This window comes from Rhodovulum adriaticum, assembly GCF_004345735.1.
GTDB classification, from domain to species: Bacteria; Pseudomonadota; Alphaproteobacteria; order Rhodobacterales; family Rhodobacteraceae; genus Rhodovulum; species Rhodovulum adriaticum.
The window spans coordinates 22,654-47,843 of record NZ_SLXL01000015.1 but is presented as its reverse complement, the minus strand read 5'-3'; the positions used below and the strand labels follow the sequence as shown (position 1 = coordinate 47,843).

At 66.2% G+C, this 25,190-nt stretch carries 28 protein-coding genes; 15 read left to right on the top strand and 13 right to left on the bottom strand.

Annotated features, from left to right (window positions below; all coding sequences use genetic code 11):
* Positions 1 to 152: 152 nt before the first annotated feature.
* Positions 153 to 1,703 (bottom strand): Y-family DNA polymerase, encoded by a 1,551-nt coding sequence (locus EV656_RS14785; RefSeq protein ID WP_132605476.1) that lies wholly within the window; start codon positions 1,701 to 1,703, stop codon positions 153 to 155.
* A gap of 124 nt (positions 1,704 to 1,827) precedes the next feature.
* Here EV656_RS14785 and EV656_RS14780 point away from each other — a divergent pair, with 124 nt between their 5' ends.
* Positions 1,828 to 2,550, top strand: a complete 723-nt coding sequence (locus tag EV656_RS14780; RefSeq protein WP_132605474.1) for an NYN domain-containing protein — start codon at positions 1,828 to 1,830, stop codon at positions 2,548 to 2,550.
* Positions 2,551 to 2,612: 62 nt separating this feature from the next.
* A complete protein-coding gene (gene zapE, locus EV656_RS14775; RefSeq protein ID WP_132605472.1) occupies positions 2,613 to 3,692 on the top strand; it encodes a cell division protein ZapE in 1,080 nt (359 codons plus the stop codon).
* A gap of 87 nt (positions 3,693 to 3,779) precedes the next feature.
* On the opposite strand, the gene mbfA is transcribed toward zapE, so the two are convergent.
* Positions 3,780 to 4,757: an iron exporter MbfA gene (gene mbfA, locus EV656_RS14770; RefSeq protein WP_132605470.1), complete on the bottom strand. Its 978-nt coding sequence runs from the start codon at positions 4,755 to 4,757 to the stop codon at positions 3,780 to 3,782.
* 166 nt (positions 4,758 to 4,923) lie between these two features.
* Here mbfA and EV656_RS14765 point away from each other — a divergent pair, with 166 nt between their 5' ends.
* Entirely contained in the window at positions 4,924 to 5,541 is a 618-nt protein-coding gene (locus EV656_RS14765; protein ID WP_132605468.1) for a TetR/AcrR family transcriptional regulator, read from the top strand.
* An 18-nt stretch (positions 5,542 to 5,559) separates the two neighbouring features.
* Here EV656_RS14765 and EV656_RS14760 read toward each other — a convergent pair whose 3' ends face one another.
* The 4 genes from EV656_RS14760 to fghA are packed head-to-tail and all read right to left on the bottom strand — an operon-like array spanning position 5,560 to position 8,401.
* A complete protein-coding gene (locus EV656_RS14760) occupies positions 5,560 to 6,486 on the bottom strand; it encodes an ornithine cyclodeaminase family protein (protein WP_132605466.1) in 927 nt (308 codons plus the stop codon).
* Positions 6,479 to 7,105, bottom strand: coding sequence for an HAD family hydrolase (locus tag EV656_RS14755; RefSeq protein WP_132605464.1), 627 nt, complete (start codon positions 7,103 to 7,105; stop codon positions 6,479 to 6,481). The genes EV656_RS14760 and EV656_RS14755 overlap by 8 nt, the downstream gene beginning before the upstream one ends.
* A gap of 1 nt (position 7,106) precedes the next feature.
* Positions 7,107 to 7,574, bottom strand: a complete 468-nt coding sequence (locus tag EV656_RS14750; RefSeq protein WP_132605462.1) for a YaiI/YqxD family protein — start codon at positions 7,572 to 7,574, stop codon at positions 7,107 to 7,109.
* Complete coding sequence (gene fghA / locus EV656_RS14745; RefSeq protein ID WP_132605460.1) at positions 7,571 to 8,401, bottom strand: S-formylglutathione hydrolase; 831 nt, start codon at positions 8,399 to 8,401, stop codon at positions 7,571 to 7,573. Before fghA ends, EV656_RS14750 begins: the two co-directional genes overlap by 4 nt.
* 186 nt (positions 8,402 to 8,587) lie before the next feature.
* Between fghA and EV656_RS14740 the strand changes: the two genes are divergently transcribed.
* From EV656_RS14740 to EV656_RS14695, 10 genes are all read left to right on the top strand, one after another.
* Positions 8,588 to 9,370, top strand: a complete 783-nt coding sequence (locus EV656_RS14740; RefSeq protein WP_132605502.1) for a ZIP family metal transporter — start codon at positions 8,588 to 8,590, stop codon at positions 9,368 to 9,370.
* 204 nt (positions 9,371 to 9,574) lie between these two features.
* Positions 9,575 to 10,768 (top strand): aspartate aminotransferase family protein, encoded by a 1,194-nt coding sequence (locus EV656_RS14735; RefSeq protein ID WP_132605458.1) that lies wholly within the window; start codon positions 9,575 to 9,577, stop codon positions 10,766 to 10,768.
* Entirely contained in the window at positions 10,765 to 11,691 is a 927-nt protein-coding gene (argF, locus tag EV656_RS14730; RefSeq protein WP_132605456.1) for an ornithine carbamoyltransferase, read from the top strand. Before EV656_RS14735 ends, argF begins: the two co-directional genes overlap by 4 nt.
* A gap of 243 nt (positions 11,692 to 11,934) precedes the next feature.
* Positions 11,935 to 12,255, top strand: a complete 321-nt coding sequence (locus EV656_RS14725) for a hypothetical protein (protein ID WP_132605454.1) — start codon at positions 11,935 to 11,937, stop codon at positions 12,253 to 12,255.
* 20 nt (positions 12,256 to 12,275) lie between these two features.
* Complete coding sequence (locus tag EV656_RS14720; protein ID WP_132605452.1) at positions 12,276 to 13,061, top strand: DUF4198 domain-containing protein; 786 nt, start codon at positions 12,276 to 12,278, stop codon at positions 13,059 to 13,061.
* Positions 13,062 to 13,146: 85 nt separating this feature from the next.
* Positions 13,147 to 13,533, top strand: coding sequence for a FeoA family protein (locus tag EV656_RS14715; protein WP_200276809.1), 387 nt, complete (start codon positions 13,147 to 13,149; stop codon positions 13,531 to 13,533).
* Positions 13,526 to 16,009 carry a ferrous iron transport protein B gene (gene feoB / locus EV656_RS14710; RefSeq protein WP_132605450.1) on the top strand — a complete coding sequence of 828 codons (2,484 nt, stop codon included), beginning with the start codon at positions 13,526 to 13,528 and terminating at the stop codon, positions 16,007 to 16,009. The genes EV656_RS14715 and feoB overlap by 8 nt, the downstream gene beginning before the upstream one ends.
* Entirely contained in the window at positions 16,006 to 16,239 is a 234-nt protein-coding gene (locus tag EV656_RS14705) for a FeoB-associated Cys-rich membrane protein (RefSeq protein ID WP_132605448.1), read from the top strand. The genes feoB and EV656_RS14705 overlap by 4 nt, the downstream gene beginning before the upstream one ends.
* Positions 16,240 to 16,320: 81 nt before the next feature.
* Positions 16,321 to 17,484 (top strand): alpha-hydroxy acid oxidase, encoded by a 1,164-nt coding sequence (locus tag EV656_RS14700; RefSeq protein WP_132605446.1) that lies wholly within the window; start codon positions 16,321 to 16,323, stop codon positions 17,482 to 17,484.
* A gap of 103 nt (positions 17,485 to 17,587) precedes the next feature.
* Positions 17,588 to 18,217, top strand: a complete 630-nt coding sequence (locus tag EV656_RS14695) for a 50S ribosomal protein L25/general stress protein Ctc (protein ID WP_132605444.1) — start codon at positions 17,588 to 17,590, stop codon at positions 18,215 to 18,217.
* A 136-nt stretch (positions 18,218 to 18,353) separates the two neighbouring features.
* Here the strand turns inward: EV656_RS14695 and hmuQ are convergent, their stop codons facing one another.
* Positions 18,354 to 18,665, bottom strand: coding sequence for a heme-degrading protein HmuQ (gene hmuQ / locus EV656_RS14690; RefSeq protein ID WP_132605442.1), 312 nt, complete (start codon positions 18,663 to 18,665; stop codon positions 18,354 to 18,356).
* 89 nt (positions 18,666 to 18,754) lie between these two features.
* Between hmuQ and pth the strand changes: the two genes are divergently transcribed.
* On the top strand, positions 18,755 to 19,438 hold the full coding sequence (pth, locus tag EV656_RS14685) for an aminoacyl-tRNA hydrolase (protein ID WP_132605440.1): 684 nt from the start codon (positions 18,755 to 18,757) through the stop codon (positions 19,436 to 19,438).
* Positions 19,439 to 19,449: 11 nt separating this feature from the next.
* Positions 19,450 to 19,815, top strand: a complete 366-nt coding sequence (locus tag EV656_RS14680) for a DUF2237 family protein (protein ID WP_132605438.1) — start codon at positions 19,450 to 19,452, stop codon at positions 19,813 to 19,815.
* 16 nt (positions 19,816 to 19,831) lie between these two features.
* Here the strand turns inward: EV656_RS14680 and trpB are convergent, their stop codons facing one another.
* The 6 genes from trpB to rpsA form a co-directional block, all read right to left on the bottom strand.
* A complete protein-coding gene (gene trpB, locus EV656_RS14675; RefSeq protein ID WP_132605436.1) occupies positions 19,832 to 21,061 on the bottom strand; it encodes a tryptophan synthase subunit beta in 1,230 nt (409 codons plus the stop codon).
* A 299-nt stretch (positions 21,062 to 21,360) separates the two neighbouring features.
* Positions 21,361 to 21,699, bottom strand: coding sequence for a hypothetical protein (locus tag EV656_RS14670; RefSeq protein WP_132605434.1), 339 nt, complete (start codon positions 21,697 to 21,699; stop codon positions 21,361 to 21,363).
* The gene (locus EV656_RS14665) at positions 21,684 to 22,352 is read right to left on the bottom strand and encodes a phosphoribosylanthranilate isomerase (protein ID WP_132605432.1); all 669 of its coding nucleotides are present in this window, start codon (positions 22,350 to 22,352) and stop codon (positions 21,684 to 21,686) included. Before EV656_RS14665 ends, EV656_RS14670 begins: the two co-directional genes overlap by 16 nt.
* Positions 22,353 to 22,361: 9 nt before the next feature.
* A complete protein-coding gene (locus EV656_RS14660; protein WP_132605430.1) occupies positions 22,362 to 22,727 on the bottom strand; it encodes a LapA family protein in 366 nt (121 codons plus the stop codon).
* Positions 22,728 to 22,743: 16 nt separating this feature from the next.
* A complete protein-coding gene (ihfB, locus tag EV656_RS14655) occupies positions 22,744 to 23,022 on the bottom strand; it encodes an integration host factor subunit beta (RefSeq protein WP_132605428.1) in 279 nt (92 codons plus the stop codon).
* A 281-nt stretch (positions 23,023 to 23,303) separates the two neighbouring features.
* Positions 23,304 to 25,169 carry a 30S ribosomal protein S1 gene (rpsA, locus tag EV656_RS14650; protein ID WP_279432471.1) on the bottom strand — a complete coding sequence of 622 codons (1,866 nt, stop codon included), beginning with the start codon at positions 25,167 to 25,169 and terminating at the stop codon, positions 23,304 to 23,306.
* Positions 25,170 to 25,190 lie beyond the last annotated feature (21 nt).

Sequence of the window (25,190 nt, the reverse complement as noted above, 5' to 3'; positions counted from 1 at the left end):
GATTTTTCCACCGGAATTTCCCCCGCCCGGCATGGCGTTGTCGCCTTTTCCCGCGATCCTGACCCCGTAGCGAAGAGCCTGCCCGGTGTCGCGGTTCAACAGCCCCCACCCAGCGCGCGGCACCGGGCCCTTTTCGCGGAACGCCCCCATGGTCAGCCGAATTGCCCCTGGCAAAACCAGCCAGAGGACATCTCGCCCCCGTGGGCGTAATACAGCCACAGCCGCGCACCGTTCGTCGTTTCCACCCGCCAGTAATCCCGCGGCCCCGACCGCCAGGCCGGATCGTCCAGCCACCATTCCGGCGCGATCCGTTCCGGCCCCGTGGCGCTGGCGGTGACAAAGTCGCGCCGCCGCCAGCGAAACCGTGCGGGTGGGCCGGGCCGGTCGGGGGCGTTGACCAGTTCCGGCGCGAACAGGATCAGCGGGCGGGTGCGCCCGCGGGCGGGCCAGTCGGTCACCGGGGCCGACCAGGCGGCGGACAGCACCCGGTACGCCTTTTCGGGAATATGGCTGTCGGCCGGGGCCAGGCGCGTCACGGCCTCCAGCCCCACGCGTGCGCCGATCCGGCCGATCAGGTCGTCCAGCGCGGTGTCGCCGTCCGCCGCCCCGTGCGGGGGCGCGGCGTGGCCCGGCTGCTGGCGGGGGGGCAGCGGCTCGGTCACATGGGCCTCCAGCCGCAGACGGTCGAGGCCGGGACCGGCATCGATCCCGGCCAGTTTCAGCGCCAGCAGGGGCCGTATCCGCGCGGGGCTGTCGCCGGCGCGGGCCAGGCCGATTTCCACCTGCTCTACCCCATGATCGCAGCGAAAGGCCTGCAACCGCAGCCGCCGCGCGCCCTGTCCCGCCGCCCGCAGCCGGTCGCACAGCACGGGCAGCAGGCGGTCGATCCCGGCCAGGATGTCGTCCTCCAGCCCGATCGGGTCGGGCAGGGACAGCCGCACGGCGAAACGCGGCGCGGGGCGGGTGGGCGAGACCGGCTCGGGCACCGCGCCCAGGGCCTGATCCAGCCGCAGCACCACCCCTTGCCCGAACCGGCGGGCCAGCGGCGCGCGCGGCATGCCCAGCAGATCCTCTATCCGCCGCACCCCCAGTCGGGCCAGGGCGGCCACGGTGTCCGCGTCCAGCCGCAGCGCGGCCAGGGGCAGGGGGGCCAGGGCCGCACGCGTCTGGCCCGGTGGTGCGATGCAGGGGGCGGCGGTGGTCCCGGATCGGTGATGCCGCGCCGTCCGCCCGGCAAAGCGCGCCAGGGCCCAGGCCGCGCCGCGCGTATCGGCCAGCCCTGCGTGCAGGCTCAGCCCCAGGGCCGTGCAATCGGCCTGCGCGGCGGCGATCATCCCCTCCTCTCCGCCGAACAGGTGGGCACAGCCGGTGATGTCCAGCACCAGCGCGGCATCCCCCTCGGTCGCGACCCAGGGCGAAAACCTGTCCGCCCAGCGGGCCAATCCGGCCAGAAAGGCAGCCTCGCCCCCCGGATCGGCGGGCCGGGTCAGCAGATCGGGACAGATCGCCATCGCATCGCGCAGGGGCTGGCCTCGGTGCAGGCCCGCGGCCTCGGCCTGAACCGTCAGGGACGCGATGACCTGCGCGCCGCCCCGATCCGCCACCACGGCCAGCGGGTCGGCGGGCAGGGTGCGCATCTTGCGCAAGGCGCGCTCGGTGGCGAGCCGGGGAAACCACAGGGACAGGATGCGGCGGGCGGGCATGGCAATGGCAAATGTTCCCTTAATGTTCCAAAATTAACCCCCGCCCGGCACAGAGTCGAGTCCGCCCCATTGCCCCTGCCGCCGCTCTGGGCGAAGGTGCCGCATCCCAATCCGAAGGACCGACATGCCCGATCCCAAGCCGCCGCTCTTGGCCGTCCTGATCGACGCCGACAACATCCCCGCCCGCTATGCCGAGGCGATCCTGAAAGAGATCACCGCCTATGGCGAACCGGCGCTGCGCCGGGTCTATGGCGACTGGTCGTCGGACCGGCTGAAACCCTGGGCCGGCAAGGTGCTGGAACTGGGCCTGGTCGCGCACCAGGAAACCGCCAATACCAAGGGCAAGAACGCCAGCGATATCGGGCTGGTGATCGATGCGATGGACATCCTGCATTCGGGCCGCTTCGACGGCTTCGTGCTGATTTCCTCGGACAGCGATTTTACCCGTCTGGCCAGCCGCATCCGCGAACAGGGGCTGGACGTGATCGGTATCGGCGAATCCAAGACGCCGGTCGCCCTGCGCAACGTGTGCAACCGCTTCATTCTGATCGAGAACATCGTCGAGGATCCGGCCCCCGTCAAACGCGACAGCGCCGAACCCGCCCCGGCCGGCAAACGCGCCCCGCGCGAGGCGATCGAACTGATCCTGCGGGCCATGGACAAGATCGAACAGGAAGGCGACGACTGGTACGCCTTGGGTCAGATCGGCCAGTATATCACCGCCGACAACCCCGATTTCGATACCCGCACCTACGGCAAGCGCAAGCTGTCCGACCTGGTGCGCGAGCTGAAACGCTTCGAGACCAAGAATATCGGCAACCAGTTGCACATCCGGCGGGTGGATTAGGGGCGCCCCCCCCCGCCCGCGCCCCTCTTTCCTTCTGCGGCGCAGCATCCTAGAACCCTTTCATGGGCAAGACGCTGCGCAACCTTTACGATGCACGGGTGGCCGCGGGGGACTTGCGGCCCGACCCGGCCCAGATCGCTGCGCTGGCGCCCCTGGAACGCATCCGCAGCGCGCTGGAAAACGCCCCGCCCCCGCCCAGGAAACGGCTTTTCCGCAAGGCCCCCCCGCCCGAACCTGTGCGCGGGCTGTACCTGTGGGGCGGCGTGGGGCGCGGCAAGTCCATGCTGATGGACTTTTTCATGGAACACACCGGGATCGAGGGCAAGCGGCGCGTCCATTTCCACGCCTTCATGCAAGAGGTCCATGCCGGGCTGCATGCCGCGCGCGCCGACGGGGCGGATGATGCCCTGCGCCCGGTCGCGGCACAGATGGCCGACGGGCTGCGCCTGCTGTGCCTGGACGAAATGCAGATCACCGACATTACCGACGCGATGATCGTGGGCCGCCTGTTCGAGCTGCTCTTCGCCGCCGGGGTCAGCGTCGTGACCACCTCGAACCGGGTGCCCGACGACCTGTACAAGGACGGGTTGCAACGGGACCGCTTCCTGCCCTTCATCGCGCTGATCAAGGACCGGCTGGAGGTCATGCACCTGGCCTCGCCCACCGATTACCGGCAGAACCGGCTGAGTGGGGCGGATATTTACTTCACCCCCGCCGACCGCCTTGCGCGCGAGGCCATGGCCGCGATCTGGGCCGATTTCACCGAAGGGGCGGGCGCGCCGCTGATCCTGCAGGTGCAGGGGCGCGATGTCGAAATCCCGCAGTTCCACAATGGCGTGGGCCGCGCCACCTTCTGGGATTTCTGCGCCAAACCGCTGGGGCCGGCCGATTACCTGGCCATCGCCCAGGCCGTGCGCGTGCTGCTGCTGGAAGACATCCCCATGCTGTCGAGCGAAAACTACAACGAGGCCCGCCGCTTCGTCACCCTGATCGATGCCCTCTACGAGGCCCGCGTGCGCCTGATCGCCTCGGCCGCAGCCGCCCCCGAAATGCTGTATCTAGAGGGCGCGGGCGTGTTCGAATTCGAACGCACCGCCAGCCGTCTGCGCGAAATGCAGGCCACCGACTGGGGCCGCAGCTAGGGACAACGCGCCTCCGCCCCCTTCTTCTTGGTCCAAATACCCCGGCGGGTCGCCGCGCGCAGGCGCGGCGAAACCCCTTGCGGCAGCCTAGGCCGATCCGATCAGTACCCCTGCGCCAAATACCAGCGCCCCCCCCAGCACCACCTGGAAGGCCGCGCGGAAGAATGGCGTTTCCATATATTTCTTCTGGATCCAGGCGATGGCCCACAGTTCCACGAACACAACGATCATTGCGATGATCGTGGCCGTCCAGAAATGCGGGATGAGGTAGGGCAGCGCGTGACCCAGGCCGCCGAGCGTTGTCATCACCCCCGAGGCGATGCCGCGCTTGATGGGCGAGCCGCGGCCCGAGATTTCGCCGTCATCGGACGCGGCCTCGGTAAAGCCCATGGAAATCCCCGCGCCGACCGACGCGGCCAGACCGACCAGGAAGGTCGTCCAGGTGTCCTGCGTGGCAAAGGCGGTGGCAAAGATCGGCGCCAGGGTGGATACCGACCCGTCCATCAGCCCCGCCAGTCCCGGCTGCACCCAGGTCAGCACGAATTGCCGGTGGGCGGTGCGTTCCTCAGCCTCCTTGCTGTCCTCGTCCAGGTGGCGTTCGGTCAGCCGCTCGGCAGAGGCGGAATGCCCGGCCTCGGCAGCGGCCAGGTCGCCCAGCATTTTGCGCGTGGCGGCATCCTGCGTCTTTTGCGCGGCTTTCAGGTAGAAATGATGGGCGTCGCGTTCCATCATCTCGGCCTCTTCGCGGATGCGTTCGATCCCGAGGTTCTGCACCAGCCAGACCGGGCGGCGGGCGTAATAGCCCGACACATGTTCGCGCCGGATCAGCGGGATCACATCGCCGAACCGTTCGCGGTGCTTTTCGATCAGGCGCTGGCGGTGGCCGTCCTCTTCGCGGGCCATGTCCTCGAAGATGCGGGCACTGTCGGGGTAATCGGCGCGCAGCTGTTCCGCATAGCTGCGATAGATGCGCGCGTCGTCCTCTTCCGAGGAAATGGCGAGTGCAAGGACTTCCTGTTCGGACAGGTCGGAAAATCGGCGGCGTTGGCTCAGACCGGGAATCATGGGCAGGCTCCGGTTTGTTAGAATAATTCTAAAATAAGGTGGCTGGCACCGTGTGCAAGCCCGATCATGCCGCAACCGCGAAAACAGGCCAGTCCGCCAATCGCCGCGCCCGGCTTGCGAAAAGTGAACCGGCGGGTTTAGACTGCGGGGGAGCAGAGAGGCACCGATGAACGCACCCAGCGACAGGATCAAACGGGGTCGCAAGTTCGACCAGGTGCTGGAAGGCGCGCGCGAGGTGTTTTTGCGCGACGGCTTCGAAGGGGCCAGCGTGGACGAGATCGCCCGCGCCGCCGGCGTGTCCAAGGCCACGCTTTACAGCTATTTCCCGGACAAGCGCCTGCTGTTCATGGAGGTGTTCCGCCTGGAATGCGACCGCCAGACCGGCGAGGCGCTGAGCGAGATCGACTTTTCCGCGCCCATCGACACCGTCCTGCGACAGGCCGCGCGGCACATGCTGGCCTCGTTCCTGGCGCCGTTCAACCAGGCGGTGTTCCGTATCTGCGTGGCAGAGGCCGACCGTTTCCCCGACCTGGGCGCGGCCTTCTACGAATCCGGGCCGCTCCGCTTGCGGCAGGAAATCGTCGGGCACCTGGCCGAGGCCCGCGCCCGCGGCGAGTTGGCCATCGACGATCTGGAACTTGCCGCCGACCAGTTCGCAGAGCTGTGCAAGGTGGACCTTTATACCCGCACGATGTTCGGCGGCGGCCACAGCTTTGCCGAGGCCGAGATGACCCGCGTGATCGACGGGGCGGTGGACATGTTCCTGGCCCGCTACCGGGCCTGAAGGCCGCCCCCCCCGCGATCAAGAGGCGGGGCGCGTCTGCCAGGCATCCAGGATGTAACGGCTGGTCATCAGGTCCAGATGCGCGCCGCCGCCATTCTTGAACAGCGTGATCTCGTCATCCGTGCGGCGGGCAAAGGCCCCGCCTTGCAGGTCGTAGTAATCGGCCAGCACCGTGTCGCGGCTGATCGCGCCGCTTTGCAGCGGGATCTTCAACTCGCCAATATGATCCAGGGTCGTGTCCCGGCTGTCGACGAAGACGCGCGCCCGCTGCAACGCTGTATCGTCGGCCTCGCGCATGTCGGGGCGGAAGGCGCCGATCAGGTCCACATGCTGGCCCGGTTGCAGCCAGTCGCCCCGGATCAGCGGTTCCGTTGCCATGGTGGCGGATGTGACGATATCGGCGCTGCGCACGGCGGTTTCCAGGTCGTCGGCGATGGTGACGCCCGGACAGGCGGCGGCCAGCCGTTCCGCCCCGGCGCGCGAGCGGTTCCAGACGGTGAAACGTGCATCGGGAAAGGCGCTGGAATAAGCCGCATGCAGGGATCGCGCCACGCTGCCCGCGCCCACGATCAGGATGTCGCGGCTGTCCTTGCGGGCCAGTTTGGTCGCGGCCAGCAGGCTGTCGCCCGCGGTTTTCCACTTGGTCACAAGGTGAAAGTCGATGATCGCGGACAGCGTGCCGTCGCTGTCGGAATACAGGCTGACCCCGCCATTCACGCTGGGCAGGTCGCGTGCTGCGTTGCCGGGAAAGATCGTTGCCGATTTCACCGCCAGCCCCAGCCCGTCGATCCAGGCCGCGCGCGACAACAGCGTATCGGCGCCGCGATAGAGAAAACTGTCGGTGATCTGCGCGCGGGGCAGGGTATGCCCGACCTCCAGCGCGGTGCAGAGGCCCGGCCATGTCATGCGCGCCTCGCCCTCGTCGTACCCGATGATTTCAGCCATGGGCGGCCTCCTGTTCCGTCAATAGCCCGGCGCGCACCAGTTGTGCGGCCCAGCCGTCGGGCCCGGTGAACAGATGCGCCTGCCAGCCGCGCGCTGCGGCGGCGGCCACATTGTCGGCATTGTCGTCGGTAAAGATCAACCGTTCCGGCGCGTGGCCGGTCTCGGCCTCCAGGATCGCGTAGATTTCCGCCTCGGGTTTCATCACCCGCAGGTGGCCAGAGACAAAGCGCGCGTCGAACAGATCCAGGAAGGGATAGGCGGCGCGGGCGATCTCGAAGGTCTGGATGCCGAAATTCGTCAGCGCATAGACCGGTACGCCGCGCGCCTTCAGCGCCCGCAGCAGGCGGACCGAGCCGGGGATTTCGGGCTGCGCCATGTCCAGCCAGCTGTCGCGCCACAGCCGGATTTCGGCGGCCCAACCGGGATGGGCGGCGGCCAGCGCCTCGACCGCGTCGTGCAGATCGGCGCCGCGATCGACATGGGCGTTCATGGTGTAAAGGTCCACCGCGTCGAACAGCGTGCGCCGCCGGTCGGGGCCCAGGGCGCGGTCATAGAATTCCTCGGGCTGCCAGTCGATCAGCACCCGGCCGATGTCGAAAACCACTGCATCCGCTGTCATGTCAGGCCCCATCTTTCGCGGCGTTCCGTGCCGCCCGCAACGCCCGTTCCAGCGCATCCAGAAAGCGCGCGCGGTCGGCCTTGGAAAACCCCTTGCCGCCGCCTTGCCGGAACGGGTCGGCGGCGCGCAGGTCGGCCATCAGGTCGCGGGTGGCCAGTTTTTCACCCATGTTGGCCTGGGTGAAGGCGTCGCCATTGTGGTTCAGCACCGCCGCGCCCGCGGCCACGCCTTTCGCGGCCAGCGGCACATCGGCCGTGACCACCACGTCGCCCGGCCCGGCGGCCTCGGCGATCCATTTGTCGGCCTCGTCCGGGCCCTCGGCGACATAGATCATCTGCACCAGCGGGTGCTGGACCGGGCGCAGGCCGCCGTTGGCCACATAGATCACCTGCGCCCCGTGGCGTTCGGCCACGCGCAGCACCTCTGCCTTGACCGGGCAGGCGTCGGCATCGACCAGAACCCGGCTCACGCGTAAAGCGCCTCGGCGTGGAAGGCGACGTGATCCTCCATGAAGGTGGAGATGAAGAAATAGCTGTGGTCGTATCCCGGCTGCATCCGCACCGTGCCCTGGTGCCGGGTTTCGATGATCGCGGCGGCCAGCGCCTCGGGCATCAGCGCATCAATGAAGGGGTCCGCCGTGCCCTGGTCGATCAGCATCGGCCCGTTGAACCCGTTGGCGCGCAGCGACAGGCAGGCGTCGTGGCGCGTCCAGTCCACGTTGCCCTCGCCCAGATAGGCGTGGATCGGCTTTTTCGCCCAGTCAGAGGTGCTGGGATGGCTGACCGGCGCCAGTGCGGAAACGGATGTGAAACGCCCCGGATAGGCCATGGCGATGGTCAGCGCGCCGTGCCCGCCCATGGAATGGCCCATGATCGCCTGCCGGTTCTCGTCGATGGCGGCGTTGTTGACCAGCAGGCGCGGCAGTTCCTCGGCCACGTAATCCCACATCTGGTAGTTCTGCGCCCAGGGCGCTTGCGTGGCGTTGACGTAGAACCCGGCGCCCGATCCCAGATTATAGGCCGGATCGTCCGCCACGCCCTCGCCGCGCGGCGAGGTGTCGGGAAAGACCAGCGCGATCCCCTGTTCGGCGGCCCATTGCTGGGCGCCCGTCTTTTCCATCGCCTCGGCGTGGGTGCACATCAGGCCCGAGAGGTACCACAGCACAGGCACCGGGCCGTCCTCTGCCTCGGCGGGCAGGAACAGGCCAAAGGTCATGTCGCAGCCGCAGGCATCCGAGGCATGCTTGTAAACCCCCTGCACCCCGCCGAAACACCGGCTTTCCGAAATCGCTTCCATGGTACCCTCCATCTGGCCTGCCTTGGGCGTAACGCGGGGGCCGCGCGCGGGCAAGGGCCGTGGTGGCGGGGCATCGCCGGCGGTGCCGCGTTCCGCTGGGCGCGGCGGTCGCATTGCATACGGACCGGCCCGTGCGGCAGGCTGAACCCGTCCGCGCGTCCGTACATGTCGGCCGCGCATCGCAGGGTGCAGCCTATGAGCGTTCTCCTCCTCGGGCTTCTTGCCTCGCTCGCCGCTGGTCTGATGACCGGGGTCGGCGCGCTGCCGGTGCTGGTCGGGCGCAGCGTGTCGCGCCAGGCCAATGACACGATGCTGGGTTTCGCTGCGGGGGTGATGCTGTCGGCCTCGTTCTTTTCGCTGATCCTGCCGGGGATCGATGCGGCGCAGGATCTTTACGGCAGCGTGGTGCTGGCCGCGTTATTGTCAGGGGCGGGGATCGCCCTGGGCGCGCTGGCCGTGGCCGCGATGAACGAGGCGCTGCCGCACGAACATTTCATCGAGGGCCGCGAGGGCGCAGAGGCCGCCGCGCTGGCCAAGATCTGGCTTTTTGTCATTGCCATCACCATCCACAATTTCCCTGAGGGCATGGCCGTCGGCGTGGGGTTCGGCGGCGGCAACGTCGCCAACGGGCTGTCGCTGGCAACCGGCATCGGTCTGCAGAACGCGCCCGAGGGGCTGGCCGTGGCCGTGGCCTTGCGCGGGCAGGGCTATTCGCGCCTGCGCGCCTTTGCCATCGCGCTGGCCACCGGCCTGATCGAGCCGGTGGGCGGGCTGATCGGGGCGGGCGCCGTGTCGGTGTCGGTGCACCTGTTGCCCTGGGGGCTGGCCTTTGCTGCGGGGGCGATGATCTACATCATCAGCCACGAGATCATCCCCGAAACCCACCGCCACGGCCACCAGAACCGCGCCACGGCCGGGCTGACGGCGGGGCTGATCCTGATGATGGTGCTGGATGTCACCCTGGGCTGAGGCATCGGCGCACTGGACAGACCGGCCCGGCCCCGCTAAAGCCACGGCCATGAACATCGCGTTTCATATCGTCGCCCGCCGACGCCGCCGCTGATCCCCAGGATCGGCCGCCCGCGCGTGCGCCAACGCGCCTCTCTTTCCCGACATTGACTTGGCCCCTTGGCTGGGGCACCCCTTTGGCTTCCACTTTTGAGGTTTTCACCGATGATCCCCTCTGTCCTGCCGACCTATAACCGCGCGCCGCTTGCCTTTGAGCGGGGCGAAGGCACCTGGCTGATCGCGGCGGACGGCACCCGATACCTGGATTTCGGGGCGGGGATCGCCGTCAATGCCCTGGGGCATGCCCATCCTGCGCTGGTGGCGGCACTGACCGCGCAGGCGGGCCGGTTGTGGCACCTGTCCAACCTCTACCAGATCCCCGAACAGGTGGCCCTGGCCGACGCGCTGGTGGAAAAGACCTTTGCCGATACGGTGTTCTTCACCAATTCGGGCACGGAATCCTGTGAACTGGCGGTCAAGATGGCCCGCAAGTACTGGCACGACCGGGGCCAGCCGGACCGGGTGAACATCGTCACCTTCTCGGGCGCATTCCATGGCCGGTCCTCGGCCGGGATCGCCGCGGCTGGATCGGAAAAGATGACCCACGGCTTTGGCCCGCTGTTGCCGGGGTTCATCCATCTGCCCTTTGGCGTGCACGGGTCGGTTCTGCAGAACGCCATCGACGAAAACGTCGCCGCCATCCTGGTCGAACCCGTACAGGGCGAGGGCGGCATTCGCCCGTTGCCCGCCCCCTGCCTGCAAGGGCTGCGCGAATTGTGCGATCAGACCGGCTCGCTGTTGATCTATGACGAGGTGCAGTGCGGCATGGGCCGGACCGGACGGCTGTTCGCCCATGAATGGGCCGCAGGCGCGGCGCCCGACATCATGATGGTGGCCAAGGGCATCGGCGGCGGCTTTCCGCTGGGCGCGGTGCTGGCCACGGAACAGGCCGCCAGCGGCATGACCGCGGGCACCCACGGGTCCACCTATGGCGGCAACCCGCTGGCCTGTGCGGTCGGCAAGACGGTGCTGGACATCGTCGCCCAGCCCGATTTCCTGGACGAGGTGAACCGCAAGGCCGGCCTGCTGCGCCAGCGTCTGGAGGGGTTGGTCGCCAGCCATCCCGACATCTTCGAAGAGGTGCGCGGCATGGGCCTGATGCTGGGTCTGAAATGCAAGGTGACGAATACGGACGTGGTGCAGGCGGGCTATGCCCGGCACCTGCTGACGGTGCCTGCCGCCGACAACGTGGTGCGTCTGTTGCCGCCCCTGACGATCACCGATGACGAAATCGCCGAGGCCCTGTCCCGGCTCGATGCCGCCGCCGCGGCGCTGGCCGGAAAGGAGGCCACGCAATGACCCATTTCCTGGACATCAACGCCACCGATACCGCTGACCTGCGGGCCATGATCGACCAGGCCCGCGCCATGAAAGAGGCCCGCAACAGCCGCCCCCGGGGGGCGCCCGACGACGATCAGCCCCTGGCCGGGCGGATGGTGGCGCTGATCTTCGAAAAACCCTCGACCCGGACGCGGGTCAGCTTTGACGTGGGCGTGCGCCAGATGGGCGGGCAGACCATGGTGCTGTCGGGCAACGACATGCAGTTGGGCCATGGCGAGACCATCGCCGACACCGCCCGCGTGCTGTCGCGCTATGTCGACCTGATCATGATCCGCACGTTCGAAGAGGCCACGCTGCTGGAAATGGCGGAATACGCCAGCGTGCCGGTCATCAATGGGCTGACCAACCGCAGCCACCCCTGCCAGATCATGGCCGACATCCTGACCTATGAGGAACATCGCGGCCCGATCGCGGGGCGCAAGGTGGTCTGGTCGGGCGACGGCAACAATGTCTGTGCCTCCTTCATCCATGCGGCGGGTCGGTTCGGGTTCGACTTCACCTTTACCGGCCCGCCGACGCTGGACCCCGAGGCAGGCTTCCTGGAAGAGGCCCGCGCCGCCGGCGTGAAGGCGGAAATCGAGCGCGACCCGATGCGTGCGGTCGAGGGGGCGGACCTGATCGTCACCGATACCTGGATCTCAATGCACGATCCCCAGTCGGCACGCGAGCGGCGGCACAACCAGTTGCGCCCCTACCAGGTGAACGACCGGCTGATGGCCGCGGCGAAACCGGATGCGCTGTTCATGCACTGCCTGCCCGCCCACCGCGAGGAAGAGGTCACCAACGCGGTGATGGACGGCCCCGCCTCGGTCGTGTTCGACGAGGCCGAAAACCGCCTGCACGCACAAAAGGCGGTCATGCGCTACTGCCTGGGGGTGTAGGCCACCGGGCGCGCGATCTGCGTCATCTCCGCTCTGCTTTCGGACTATGCTGCGGCGCGGCGCCCAAATCCTGGGCGCCGCGTATTTCTTTTTCGGTCTTGACAGAATGCCGCGGTTGGCATTCTTGACAGTATTACTTGGTTATAGTTGCCTGACCCCATCACCGCCCCAAGCCCGCCGCCAGGGGTATCGCTGGTCGCATAGCGCGGCGCCTGCCGGTGCCGCGAGAACAACGAGGACACCATGCGCATTTCGACGATATCCACCCTTTCGCTTGCCGCGGCTCTTATTTCTTTTGGGGGTCTTGCGCAGGCGCATACGCCGCTTTGCGCGTGCTATGACAACGGGGACGGCACGGTTCTGTGCGAGGGGGGCTTTTCGGATGGCTCTTCTGCGGCGGGGGTGCGCATGGCGGTGCGGGATGGCGACGGCAACATCCTGATCGACGCCAAGATGGACGAGAACAGCGAGTTCACCTTCGACAAGCCTGCGGGCGCCTTCAGCGTGCTGTTCGACGCCGGCGAGGGGCACACCATCGAAGTGCCCGCCGACGAGATCTACTGACCCATCCGAGGATGACCATGATGAAACGCCTTTTCGCCTCTGCCGCCCTGGCGGCGCTGACCGCCGCGCCCGCCTTTGCCCATTTCCAGCTGGTCTACAGCCCCGACCCGAACATCGAGCGGCCCGGCGACGTGCCGCTGAAGCTGATCTTTTGGCACCCGATGGAAAACGGGCACGCCATGGACATGGGCACGCCCGAGGATCTGTTCGCCCTGTTCAAGGGCGACAGGATCGACCTGACCGGGTCGCTGTCGCCGATCACCTTTGCCGGGGCGGACAACACGGCCGCCGCCTATCAGGCCACGCTGCCGGTGAAACGCAACGGCGACTATATCGTCGCGCTGACGCCCGCGCCCTATTACGAGGGGTCCGAGGACATCTATATCCAGCAGATCACCAAGGTCTTCTTCAACAAGGGCGGGGTGCCCACGGGGTGGAACGAACCGGCCGGCCTGCCCACGGAATTCGTGCCGCTGAACAAGCCGAACAACGTGATCGCGGGCTCCACCTTCTCGGCGCAGCTGCTGTCCGAGGGGGAACCGGTGCCCGGCGCCGAGATCGAGATCGAATACATCGCGGCCGAACCCGACATGGACACCAACGCCGCGGGCGCGGCCAGCGTGGGCGCGATGCCGGGTGGCGCGCTGGTGGCGATCACCGATGAAAACGGCGTGTTCACCTTCGGCATCCCGCGCGCCGGCCACTGGGGCTTCGCCGCCCTCGGCTCCGGCCCCGAAACCGAACACCAGGGCAAGGAACTCAGCCAGGATGCGGTGATCTGGATCAAGGCATACGAGTTGAAATAGCGCCAGTCCTGAGGGATCGCGCGACAGGAAACACATGGGGCTGCCGCCAGGCGGCAGCCTGCATCAGCAGGATGGGACGGCACGCATGGGACGTGGATTTTTCGGGCGCAAAGGCTGGGGCAAGCGCGGCGCGGGTCAGGGCGGGCAGGGTGCCTGTCGTGGTTCGGGCGGTGGCGGGCGCCTTGGTCAGGGGTCCGGGCAGGGCCACGGCATGGGAATGGGGCTGTGCGCGGTCTGCCCGGTGGGCGACAGCCTGAACGATTGTGCGCCCGGCACGACCTGCCGCATCCGCCGCCTGATGGGGTGCGGCGCGGTCCGCCAGCGCCTGCTGGATCTGGGCATTCGCCCCGACCGCGAGGTCAAGGTGGTGCGCAACGCGCCGCTGAACGACCCGATCGAATTGCAGGTGGGCGACAGCTTCATCGTTCTGCGGCGCCGCGAGGCCGCGCAGATCGAGGTCGAAGATGTCTGACCGCCGCCTTGTCGCGCTTGCCGGGCAACAGAACGCAGGCAAATCCACGCTGTTCAATCTGCTGACTGGGCTGACGCAGCACATCGCCAACTATCCCGGGGTCACCGTCGACAAGAAATCGGGCCGCTACACCCATGCGGGCCAGACAGTCGAAGTGGTGGACCTGCCCGGCTGCTATTCGCTGACCTCTTATTCGCCCGAGGAACGCGTCGCGCGCGAATTCCTGCTGGACGATGGGCCCGATGTCGTCGTCAACGTGCTGGACGCCTCGAACCTGCGCCGGGGCTTGCCGCTGACCTTTCAGCTGCTGGAAATGGGCGTGCCGGTCATCGTCGCGCTGAACATGATGGACGTGGCCGAGTCGCGCGGGCTGGAGATCGACCTGGCGGCACTGGAACGCCGGTTGTGCGTCCCGATCATCCCCGTCATCGGCCGCAAGGGGCAGGGCGGCGAGATTCTGCGCGATGCGATCGCACAGGCCCGCCACACCCAGCCTGCCACGCTGAATTACGGGCCGCTGGAACCGGCCGTTGAGGACTTGCAGGCGCTGCTGGCCGACGAACCGGCGCTGCGGGATGTCTCGGCCCGGTGGCTGGCGGTCAAGCTGCTGGAGGATGACAGCGAGGCCGAGCGGCTGCTGACCGAACGGCTGGACAACCCCCATCCGATCCTGGACCGGGCGCACCGCCTGCGGGCCGCCGCGCCCGGACAGGAAAGTGCCGCAGACCGCATCGCCCGTGCCCGCGACGGGCTGGCCGCCGACATCGTTGCGACCTGCATCACCAATACCAAGGCAGACCATGTGCCGATCTCGGAACGGATCGACCGCTTTCTGCTGAACCGCTGGCTGGCGCCGGTCTTTCTGATGGCGACGGTCTGGGCGATCTACCAGCTGTCCATCGTTCAGGGCTATGAACTGACCAAGGTCACCTGGCCGATCCTGGCGGGCTTTCGCAATCTGGCTGCGGGGGTGCTGCCCGATGCGGGGTTCCTGGTGGACCCGCAAATTCGGTCGCTGGGGCTGTGGATGGTGGATTCCGCCAACACGCTGCTGAACTATGTGCCGATCTTCCTGATCCTGTTCGCGCTGATCGCGATCCTGGAGGATTCGGGCTATATGGCGCGGATCGCCTTCATTCTGGATCGCATTCTGAACAGGTTCGGGCTGCACGGGCAGTCCACGCTGCCCTTTATCCTGGCCGGGGTGTTCGCGGGCGGCTGTGCGGTGCCCGGCGTGATGGCGACCAAGGGTATTCCCGATCACCGGGCGCGAATGGCCACGATCCTGACCGTGCCGTTCATGAACTGCATGGCCAAGATCCCGCTTTATACCCTGCTGATCAACATCTACTTCCCCGATGCCAAGGGGCTGATGCTGTTCTACCTGTCCACGATCACGGTGATTGCGGCGTTGCTGGTGGCCAAGCTGCTGACGACATCGGTGCTGCGCGGGCATGAAACCGCCCCCTTCGTGATGGAGTTGCCCAACTACCACCTGCCGACCCTGCGCGGCGTGGCGCAGCGCGCCTTTGACCGGACATGGCTGTATATCAAGAAGGTGGGCACCGTGGTCGTCGCGATCGCCGTGGTAATCTACGTGCTGCTGCAATTCCCCGGCGTGCCGGCCGAGCGTCAGATTGCCTATCAGGATCGGGCAGAGGCGGCGATCACGCAGTTCTATGACGATCTGGCGGGCAACCCGCACCGTGCCGCCGTGCCCGACCAGGCGGCGCTGATCGATCTGGTCAATGTCTACACCGGCTACAAGTCCGCGCGTTTGAACGCGGGCGGGCGGGCGGCGGCCGAGGCTATCGACGAACGCATTGCCGAACGCCACCCCGCGTTCGCGCCCTTCATGCTCCGCTCGCGCGAGGCCGATGACAAGGCCGCGGCGCGCGCCCTGCGGACGCTGGCCAGCACCCGCACGACCCTGCGCCGCGAGATGCGCTCGGACAAGATCGAGTCCAGTTTCCTGGGCATGATCGGCCGCAGCCTGGAGCCGGTGACGCAGTTCGCGGATTTCGACTGGAAGATCAACGTCGCGCTTCTGGCCTCTTTCGCGGCGCGGGAAAGTTCGGTCGCGACGCTGGGCGTGCTGTTCGATCAGGATGACGGGCAGAACCAGACGCTGGAGGAACGCATGGGCACCGAGCAGGCCGCCGAGGGGCGCACCGCGCTGTCGGCTGTCGCGCTGATGCTGTTCTTTGCGCTTTACCCGCCCTGCCTGGCCACCGTGATCATGGTGCGCGTGCAGACTGACAGCTATCGCTGGATGGCCTTTTCCATCATCTTCCCGACGGCCCTGGGGCTGGGCGTGGCCAGCGCGGTATTCACGGCGGGTAGTGCGCTGCACCTGACGGGGCTGCAAACGATGACCGCGATCTACCTGCTGGGGCTGGGGGCGCTGCTGGTGGTGGCGTTGCCCAAGCCCTGGCTACGGCTGCCCGGGCAGGCGGCAAGGGAGGAAAGCCCATGACCGAGACCCCGCAGATCGATCTGGCGGCGGAAACCAGCCTGGCCGGGTATGAAATCGGCCTGATCGCCCTGGCCGTTGGGCTGGCGCTGGCCTTTCTGTTTCGCGGCATGCTGCGCCGGCGCCGGGGCGCGGCCCCCGCCTGTTCCAGTTGCGGCGGCTGTGCCAGCGGGAATACCTGCCAGGTGGTGGATTACGATTTCCTGAAGACGGACGCGACCGACGGCAAATGATCCGGGCGCGCGCGGGAATGGGCGTTGCGGCCGCTTGCTGCGATTGGTAATTCCCCTTTACCACTCGCAGGAGCCTGCCCCATGCCCGTTATCACCGAAATCGAAGATCTGCGCCGCCTGTACCAGCGCCGCGTGCCCCGGATGTTCTACGACTACTGCGAAACCGGCAGCTGGACGCAGCAGACCTTTCGCGAGAACACCACCGATTTCGCCGATATCCGCCTGCGCCAGCGCGTTGCCGTGGATATGGAGGGGCGGTCCACCGCGTCGCGGATGATCGGGCAGGACGTAGCAATGCCCGTGGCGCTGGCCCCCGTGGGGCTGACCGGGATGAACGCCGCCGATGGCGAGATCAAGGCCGCGCGCGCGGCGGAAAAATTCGGGGTGCCCTTTACCCTGTCCACCATGTCGATCTGTTCGATCGAGGATGTCGCCGCGCACACGACAAAACCCTTCTGGTTCCAGCTTTACGTGATGCGCGACGAGGAATACGTCGCCAACATCATCCAGCGGGCCAAGGATGCGAATTGTTCCGCGCTGGTGCTGACGCTGGATTTGCAGATCCTGGGCCAGCGGCACAGGGATCTGAAAAACGGCCTGTCCGCCCCGCCGAAACTGACCCTGCCCACGATGGCCAACCTGGCGACCAAATGGGGCTGGGGCCTGGGCATGTTGGGCACGAAACGCCGCTTCTTCGGCAATATCATCGGCCACGCCAAGGGGGTGACCGATGCCTCCAGCCTGATGACCTGGACGGCGGAACAGTTCGACCCCAGCCTGGACTGGGAAAAGGTCAGGAAGCTGAAGGAACAATGGGGCGGCAAGCTGATCCTCAAGGGCATTCTGGATGCCGAGGACGCCCGCCGCGCGCTGGACGTGGGCGCCGATGCGATCGTCGTGTCCAACCATGGCGGGCGGCAACTGGATGGCGCGCTGTCGGCGATCCGGGCACTGCCCTCTATCGTGCGGGCCGTGGGCGACCAGATCGAGGTGCATTTCGACAGTGGCATCCGGTCGGGCCAGGACGTGCTGAAGGCGCTGGCCCTGGGGGCCAAGGGCACCTATATCGGCCGCGCCTACATCTATGGGCTGGGCGCCATGGGAGAGGCGGGCGTGACCCGCGCGCTGGAGGTCATCCACAAGGAGCTGGACACCACCATGGCGCTGTGCGGGCGCAAGTCCATCGAGGGGCTGACCCGCGACATCCTGCTGGTGCCCGAGGATTTCGAGGGCAAATGGGCCTGAGCGGCCCTTTTGCCCTTTCCATCGTGGCGAGTCTCGGTTAAGGGCACGGCTTCATCCGGGCATACACCCTTGGAGGATGCCCTTTAATCTAGGAGACCGAAACATGGCTGGTGAGATCCCTGATCTTCACGCCACGGAACGGACGGGGACAGGCAAGGGGGCCGCTCGTCAGTCGCGCCGCGACAATCTCGTTCCGGGCATCGTTTATGGTGGCGGCGCCGATCCGCTGCCGATCGACCTGAAATACAACGAACTGATCAAGCGCCTGAAGGCCGGTCGGTTCCTGTCCACGCTGTTCAACCTCAAGGTCGAGGGCCAAGAGGACGTGCGCGTGATCTGCCGCGGCGTGCAGCGTGACGTGGTCAAGGATCTGCCGATCCACGTCGACCTGATGCGCCTGCGCCGCACCTCGCGGATCAACCTGTTCATCCCCGTGGAATTCGTGGGCGAAGAACAGTCGCCGGGCCTGAAGCGTGGCGGCGTGCTGACCGTGGTCCGCCCCGAGGTGGAACTGAAGGTGACCGCCGGCGATATCCCGGAAAAGATCACCGTCGACGTGTCCGGCCTGGACATCAACGACATCGTGCACATCTCGGATGTCGATCTGCCCCAGGGCACCCGTCCGATGATTACCGACCGCGATTTCGTGATCGCCAACATCTCGGCCCCGTCGGGGCTGCGTGCCTCGGATGACGGAGAAGAGGACGAAGGCGAAGAGGGCGGCGAGGAGTAATCCCCGCCCATCGCGTGCCGATCCGAACGGGGCCCTGCGGGGCCCCGTTTTTTATGCGCCCTTGCCCCCAGCTGGCGCCCGGCCCCACGCGTGGGGCCATGAGTATTTTTGCCAAGAAGAAGGGGGCGGTGTGCCCTCAACCCATCGACTGGACCGAGTCGAACAGTTCCAGTTCGGGGGCGTCCAGATACATGTCCGAGGCGCCCTTGGCCTCTTTGTGGGCGGCGCGGAAGGCCTCTGATTTGGTCCAGGCGGTAAAGGCGGCCTCGCTTTCCCAGAAGGTATGCGAGGCGTAGAGCGTGTAGCCGTCTTTTTCCGGCCCCTTGAGAAGATGGAAAGAGACGAAGCCGGGCACCGTTTCCAGGTGGCTGTCGCGGTTCTTCCACATCGCCTCGAACGCCTCTTCGTGGCCGGGGGCCACCTTGAACCGGTTCATTGTCAGGTACATCGCGATCCCTTCCTTTTGTGGTGCAAGACTGGTTTTTCGGGGCAGTTCAGGGCATCAAGGCGCAAACTGCAAGCGCGAGGACATCACGAATGCGTCTCTTCGTGGGGCTGGGCAATCCCGGCGCGAAATACGCGGGCAACCGGCACAATATCGGTTTCATGGCGGTGGATCGGATTGCCGCCGATCACGGATTCACGCCGTGGCGGGCCAAGTTTCAGGGCCAGATGGCCGAGGGGCGGCTGGGCCGCGAAAAAGTGGTGCTGTTGAAGCCCGAGACCTACATGAACCGATCCGGGGATTGCGTGGCCGCGGCGGTGCAGTTCTTCAAGCTGGAGGCGGGCGATGTGGTGGTGTTCCACGACGAGCTGGACCTTGCGCCGGGCAAATGCCGGGTGAAGCAGGGCGGCGGGCATGCGGGTCATAACGGCCTGCGGTCGATCCATGCGCATCTGGGGGCCGACTATGGCCGGGTGCGGCTGGGGATCGGGCATCCCGGCCACAAGGATCGGGTGTCCGGCTATGTGCTGAGCGATTTCGCAAAGGCCGACCGCGATTGGCTGGACGATCTGATGCGCGGGATTTCCGACGGGGCGGTGCCCCTGGCCGAGGGCGACGCCGCTGGGTTTTCCAACGCGGTGGGATTGCGGGTGGCGCCGCCGCGCAGTTCCGGCGGCGCGGCCAAGGCCGAGGCCCCCGCGAAACCCGCCAGGGCCGAGGAGCCGCAGCAGGACACCCGAACGCCCCTGGAAAAGCTGGTCGACCGATTCCGGTAGGAGGAGTGCCTATGCCTGTCCCGTCGCTGAACGTTCACGGGGAACCACTGAAACCCTGTTCCACCGCGCCGATGACCGGATTCTATCGCAACGGTTGCTGCGACACCGGGCCGGAAGATGCGGGCAGCCATACCGTCTGCGCGGTGATGACGGCGGAATTCCTGGCCTATTCGGCCTATGTCGGCAACGACCTGTCCACCCCGCGCCCAGAATACGGTTTCGCGGGGCTGAAGCCGGGGGATCGCTGGTGCCTGTGCGCGGCGCGGTTCCTGCAGGCCCATGACGAGGGCTGCGCGCCGCAGGTGGATCTGGCGGCCACGCACCAGGCCGCCTGCCGGATCGTGCCGTTGGAGATTCTGGAGCGTTACGCGCTGTAAGCGGTCAGGGAGGGCGTTATTCGCCCTCCATCTCCTCGCCCAGGTGACGCGCCACGGCAAAGATATCCTTGTCGCCACGGCCGCACATATTCATGCAGAGGATGTGATCTGCGGGCAACTCGGGCGCGATCTTCATCACATGGGCCAGGGCGTGGCTGGGTTCCAGCGCGGGAATGATGCCCTCGGTCGCGCAGGAGAACTGGAACGCCTCCAGCGCCTCGGCATCGGTGATCGCAACGTATTCGGCGCGGCCGGTGTCGTGCAGCCAGGCGTGTTCCGGGCCGATGCCGGGATAATCCAGCCCGGCCGAGATCGAGTGCCCCTCAAGGATCTGCCCGTCCTCGTCCTGCAACAGGTAGGTGCGGTTGCCGTGCAGCACGCCGGGGCGCCCGCCGGTCAGGCTGGCGCAATGTTCCATCTTCATGTCCACGCCGTGGCCGCCGGCCTCTACCCCGATGATGCGGACGTCCTTGTCGTCGAGGAAGGGATAGAACAGGCCCATCGCGTTCGATCCGCCCCCGATGGCGGCGATCAGCGTGTCGGGCAGGCGTCCCTCGGCGGCCATCATCTGTTCACGGGCTTCCTTGCCGATGATCGACTGGAAATCGCGGACCATGGCCGGGTAGGGGTGCGGCCCCGCCACCGTGCCGATGCAGTAGAAGGTGTCGCGCACATTGGTCACCCAATCGCGCAGCGCGTCGTTCATCGCGTCCTTCAGCGTGCCGCGGCCAGAGGTGACCGGCACCACCTCGGCGCCCAGCAGGCGCATGCGGAAGACGTTGGGTTTCTGCCGTTCGACATCATGGGCACCCATGTAGACCACGCATTTCATGCCGAATTTCGCGCAAACCGTGGCGGTGGCGACGCCGTGCTGACCGGCGCCGGTTTCGGCGATGATCCGCGTCTTGCCCATGCGGCGGGCCAGCAGCAACTGGCCCAGCACGTTGTTGATCTTGTGCGCGCCGGTGTGGTTCAGCTCGTCACGTTTCAGATAGATCTTGGCCCCGCCCAGACGCTCGGTCATCCGTTCCGCGAAGTAGAGGGGCGAGGGACGGCCGACGTAGTGCGTCCACAGGTGGTGCATCTCGTCCCAGAAGCTTTGGTCGGTCTTGGCGTGTTCGTATTGCGCCTCAAGCTCCAGGATCAGCGGCATCAGCGTTTCCGACACGAAACGCCCGCCAAAATCGCCGAAGCGGCCCTTGTCGTCCGGGCCGGTCATGAAGGAGTTGAACAGATCGTTGGCCATGGTGCCCCCTAGAATCCAAATTCCCGCTTTAGGATTTCGTATAGTTCTTTCGCGGAGCCTTCACTGAACTGCAGGGTTTGGCTTAGTTTTCCTGGGATGTCACGATCCTCAGAGCCGTAGGTATTCAGTTGGAGGACTTTCCGTCCATCCTTGTCTTGGACGATGTATTTACAGTCAAGCTGAGTTGGATGAATCGAACGGATCTCGCGATCATCTCTCTGGATATGTCGCACAAAGGCCATTGAAAAACTCCGGTGGCTTGGACGCGCCTAGCCGCCTCCAACTGTATCGGCAAGGGGTCAGGGGCGCGTGCAGACGATCTTTGTGAACAGGCCGTAGCAGATGGCCGGATCCTGGCGACCGGTGGTCACCGTGGCCCGCGAATACAGGACGCGGTCCTCGTACTCCACTTCGATCATCGCGCGCAGCACCTGCACGCATTGGCTGCGGCCCAGCTTGCACGCGGCCAACAGCGCGGCGCGGGCCGGGTCGGTTTCGCTGTCGATCTCGGCGGCGTCGATCTGCGCCATCAGCCAGGTTTCCAGTTGGGCGGTGAAATCGGGCTCTGTCGGCTTGGTAAAGGCGGCGGCCAGGGCCAGCCCGACAACCAGAACGATCAGGGTCAGCAGGGTGCGCATGTTTCGGACTCTCCCCGTGCGGCGGCCACGAAACGGGCCATCCTTGCCTCATCCTTGACCCCGGGCGCCGATTCGACGCCAGAGGACACATCGACCTGTCGCGCGCCGGTCAGCGCGATGGCCTGGGCTACGTTTTCCGGCGTCAGCCCCCCGGCCAGCATCCAGGGCACCGCCCAGCGACGGTTCGCGATCAGCCGCCAATCAAAGGCCAGCCCGTTGCCGCCGGGCAGATCGGCCCCTTTCGGCGGTTTGGCATCGACCAGCAACTGGTCGGCGACCTTTGCATAGGTGTCCAGCGCGGGCAGATCGTCGGCATCGGCGACGCCCACGGCCTTCATCACTGGCAGGCCAAAGCGGGCGCGGATCTCTGCGACGCGCTCGGGCGGTTCGGTGCCGTGCAGTTGCAACATGTCGATCGGGACGCGGTCCAGCATCGCCTGCAACTGCGCATCGTCCGCGTTCACGGTCAGCGCCACCTTGGCCAGGCCCGGCGGGGCGTCCAGCGCCAGGGCGCGCGCGGCCTCTATCCCCAGGTGGCGGGGCGATTTCGGGAAAAAGACCAGCCCGATATAGGCTACGCCCAGTTGTGCGGCGCAGGCGACTACGGCCGGCGTTTGCAGGCCGCAGATCTTGATACGGATGTCAGCGGACATGGCGCGGCCTTACTTGGCCGACCCGCCCTTTTCAAGCAGGGCCAGAACCTCGTCCCGGCCCTCGTTGCGGTGCTGCTCGGCCTTCAGCTTGTCCAGCTCGCGCTGCATCCGCGCCATTTCACGCTTTTGCCGCGAGGCGGTGGCCCGATATTTGCCCTCGCGCGCCCATTCCCAGAAAAAGCCGATCAGCAGCCCGGTCAGCACGCCACCGAAGCCCACGGCATAAAGCGGCAGTTCGACGGACTGGGAAACACCCGTAAAGGTGGCAAGCTCTTCGGGCAGCAGGGTCAGCGTCACCGGCGTGCCGTTGGCGATGGCGACGACGACCAGACAGATCGCGAGGGCGAGCAGGAAGAGAAGGCGGATGTAGCGCATTTTGGATGTATCTCTTTTATTTTCCGTTCAGGCGGTCCCGCAGGAGCTTGCCAGTCTTGAAGAAGGGAACGTGCTTTTCCTCGACCTCGACGGATTCGCCGGTCCGCGGGTTCCGCCCGGTGCGCGCGTCCCGCTTCTTGACCGAGAAGGCGCCAAAGCCGCGCAGTTCCACCCGGTCGCCATGTGCCATGGCGTCGATGATCTCTTCGAAGATGGTGTTCACCACACTCTCGGCCTGGTTGAGCTGGAGCTGGTGCTCTTCGGCAATCTTTTGGATCAACTCGGATCGAATCATGTCGCCCTGTCCCTGTTCTAACCCAGTTATGCCCCGGCGAATTGTGCGGGACTATAGTCCCGTTTTGCCCTGTGACGAAACAGAAAGCCTTGAAAACCCAGAAAGAACGTGGCGGAGGATGGCAACCTGCGCCGTTTCAGCGCGCATTTTCAGGCTTGACCGGGGGAATCGTTCGTCACGCCTTGCCCGGTCGCGCTGTCGTTGTCGAAGTTGATTCGACAGACGCGAAACGGCCCCGCTTTGCGGCGGGGCCGTTCGTTGGCAGGCCGGGAAAGGCTGCCTTAGTCGTCGTCGCCCTTCAGCGCGGCGCCCAGGATGTCGCCCAGCGAGGCGCCCGAGTCCGAGCTGCCATACTGTTCGACGGCCTCTTTCTCTTCGGCGATTTCGCGGGCCTTGATCGACAGGCCCAGACGGCGGGACTTGTTGTCGATGTTGGTCACGCGAACGTCGATGTGATCGCCCACTTGGAAACGCTCGGGGCGCTGTTCGGCGCGGTCACGCGACAGGTCGGAGCGGCGGATAAAGGACTTCATGCCCTCGTATTCCACTTCGATCCCGCCTTCCTCGATCGCCGTCACGGTGACGGTGATGATCGAGCCACGTTTGACGCCGCCCACGGCCTCAGCGAACGGATCGCCGCCCAGGGCCTTGACCGACAGCGAGATGCGTTCTTTGTCGACATCCACCTCGGTGACCACGGCCTTGACCATGTCGCCCTTGCGGTAGTCTTGGATCGCGTCTTCGCCGCGCTGATCCCAGGACAGGTCCGACAGGTGCACCATGCCGTCGATGTCGTTGTCCAGGCCGATGAACAGACCGAACTCGGTGATGTTCTTGACCTCGCCCTCGACCTCGGTCCCGGCGGGGTGGGTCTCGGCGAAGACTTCCCACGGGTTGCGCATGGTCTGTTTCAGGCCCAGCGACACGCGGCGCTTGGCGGTGTCGATTTCCAGCACCATGACATCGACCTCTTGCGAGGTGGACACGATCTTGCCGGGATGGACGTTCTTCTTGGTCCAGGACATTTCGCTGACGTGAACCAGGCCCTCGACGCCCGGTTCCAGCTCCACGAAGGCGCCGTAGTCGGTGATGTTGGTCACGCGGCCCTTGTGCACGGTGCCCATCGGGAACTTGGCCTCGACCGCATCCCACGGATCGTCCTGCAGCTGTTTCATGCCCAGGCTGATACGGTGGGTTTCCTTGTTGATCTTGATGACCTGAACCTTGACGGTCTCGCCGATCGACAGGATCTCGGACGGGTGGTTGACGCGGCGCCAGGCCATGTCGGTGACGTGCAGCAGGCCGTCCACACCGCCCAGATCCACGAACGCACCGTATTCGGTGATGTTCTTGACCACACCGTCCACGGCGTCGCCTTCGGTCAGCTTGGCGATGATCTCGGCGCGCTGCTCGGCGCGGGACTCTTCCAGGATGGCGCGGCGCGAGACCACGATATTGCCGCGGCGGCGGTCCATCTTGAGGATCTGGAAGGGCTGTTTCAGACCCATCAGCGGGCCGGCATCGCGCACGGGGCGCACGTCCACCTGAGACCCGGGCAGGAACGCAACGGCGCCGCCCAGATCGACGGTGAAGCCGCCCTTGACGCGACCGAAGATCGCGCCTTCGACGCGCTGTTCCTCGGCATAGGCTTTTTCCAGGCGGTCCCAGGCCTCTTCGCGGCGGGCCTTTTCACGGCTGATGACGGCCTCTCCGCGGGCGTTCTCGACCCGGTCGAGGAAGACCTCGACCTCGTCGCCGACGGCGATTTCGGCGGGTTCACCCGGGTTGGCGAATTCTTTCAGATCGACGCGGCCTTCCATCTTGTAGCCGACATCGATGATGGCCTGGCCCGCCTCTACGGCGATGACGCGGCCTTTGACGACGCTGCCCTCGGCAGGCGTGTCGATTTCGAAGCTTTCGTTCAGGAGGGCTTCGAATTCCTCCATGGATGCGTTCTGAGCCATGTGGTCTCTGGTTTCCTTTACTAACGCTTTGTCTGGCCGGGCGGTTGTCTCCGCCGGTCTTGGGTTGGTCTGTGCGGGCGGTGCCGTAAAACAAAGAGGGCCGGAGGATATTTCCGACCCCTGCTCGTCTTCGTTGTTCGGTCTTGGCGCCTTGTCGACGGGCGCTGCTATATAGCGTTTCACCTTTTCCCGCAAGGGGGAAGA

Coding starts and splice junctions, on each gene's coding strand:
- EV656_RS14660 (WP_132605430.1), bottom strand. CDS start 22,727: ATGCGCTACATCCGCCTTCTCTTCCTGCTCGCCCTCGCGATCTGTCTG.
- EV656_RS14680 (WP_132605438.1), top strand. CDS start 19,450: ATGCCTGTCCCGTCGCTGAACGTTCACGGGGAACCACTGAAACCCTGT.
- fghA (WP_132605460.1), bottom strand. CDS start 8,401: ATGGAAGCGATTTCGGAAAGCCGGTGTTTCGGCGGGGTGCAGGGGGTT.
- EV656_RS14755 (WP_132605464.1), bottom strand. CDS start 7,105: ATGACAGCGGATGCAGTGGTTTTCGACATCGGCCGGGTGCTGATCGAC.
- EV656_RS14705 (WP_132605448.1), top strand. CDS start 16,006: ATGACCGAGACCCCGCAGATCGATCTGGCGGCGGAAACCAGCCTGGCC.
- EV656_RS14700 (WP_132605446.1), top strand. CDS start 16,321: ATGCCCGTTATCACCGAAATCGAAGATCTGCGCCGCCTGTACCAGCGC.
- feoB (WP_132605450.1), top strand. CDS start 13,526: ATGTCTGACCGCCGCCTTGTCGCGCTTGCCGGGCAACAGAACGCAGGC.
- EV656_RS14765 (WP_132605468.1), top strand. CDS start 4,924: ATGAACGCACCCAGCGACAGGATCAAACGGGGTCGCAAGTTCGACCAG.
- argF (WP_132605456.1), top strand. CDS start 10,765: ATGACCCATTTCCTGGACATCAACGCCACCGATACCGCTGACCTGCGG.
- EV656_RS14695 (WP_132605444.1), top strand. CDS start 17,588: ATGGCTGGTGAGATCCCTGATCTTCACGCCACGGAACGGACGGGGACA.
- trpB (WP_132605436.1), bottom strand. CDS start 21,061: ATGGCCAACGATCTGTTCAACTCCTTCATGACCGGCCCGGACGACAAG.
- pth (WP_132605440.1), top strand. CDS start 18,755: ATGCGTCTCTTCGTGGGGCTGGGCAATCCCGGCGCGAAATACGCGGGC.
- EV656_RS14715 (WP_200276809.1), top strand. CDS start 13,147: ATGGGACGTGGATTTTTCGGGCGCAAAGGCTGGGGCAAGCGCGGCGCG.
- EV656_RS14780 (WP_132605474.1), top strand. CDS start 1,828: ATGCCCGATCCCAAGCCGCCGCTCTTGGCCGTCCTGATCGACGCCGAC.
- EV656_RS14665 (WP_132605432.1), bottom strand. CDS start 22,352: ATGTCCGCTGACATCCGTATCAAGATCTGCGGCCTGCAAACGCCGGCC.
- EV656_RS14720 (WP_132605452.1), top strand. CDS start 12,276: ATGAAACGCCTTTTCGCCTCTGCCGCCCTGGCGGCGCTGACCGCCGCG.
- EV656_RS14725 (WP_132605454.1), top strand. CDS start 11,935: ATGCGCATTTCGACGATATCCACCCTTTCGCTTGCCGCGGCTCTTATT.
- ihfB (WP_132605428.1), bottom strand. CDS start 23,022: ATGATTCGATCCGAGTTGATCCAAAAGATTGCCGAAGAGCACCAGCTC.
- EV656_RS14785 (WP_132605476.1), bottom strand. CDS start 1,703: ATGCCCGCCCGCCGCATCCTGTCCCTGTGGTTTCCCCGGCTCGCCACC.
- EV656_RS14670 (WP_132605434.1), bottom strand. CDS start 21,699: ATGCGCACCCTGCTGACCCTGATCGTTCTGGTTGTCGGGCTGGCCCTG.
- zapE (WP_132605472.1), top strand. CDS start 2,613: ATGGGCAAGACGCTGCGCAACCTTTACGATGCACGGGTGGCCGCGGGG.
- EV656_RS14735 (WP_132605458.1), top strand. CDS start 9,575: ATGATCCCCTCTGTCCTGCCGACCTATAACCGCGCGCCGCTTGCCTTT.
- hmuQ (WP_132605442.1), bottom strand. CDS start 18,665: ATGTACCTGACAATGAACCGGTTCAAGGTGGCCCCCGGCCACGAAGAG.
- mbfA (WP_132605470.1), bottom strand. CDS start 4,757: ATGATTCCCGGTCTGAGCCAACGCCGCCGATTTTCCGACCTGTCCGAA.
- EV656_RS14760 (WP_132605466.1), bottom strand. CDS start 6,486: ATGGCTGAAATCATCGGGTACGACGAGGGCGAGGCGCGCATGACATGG.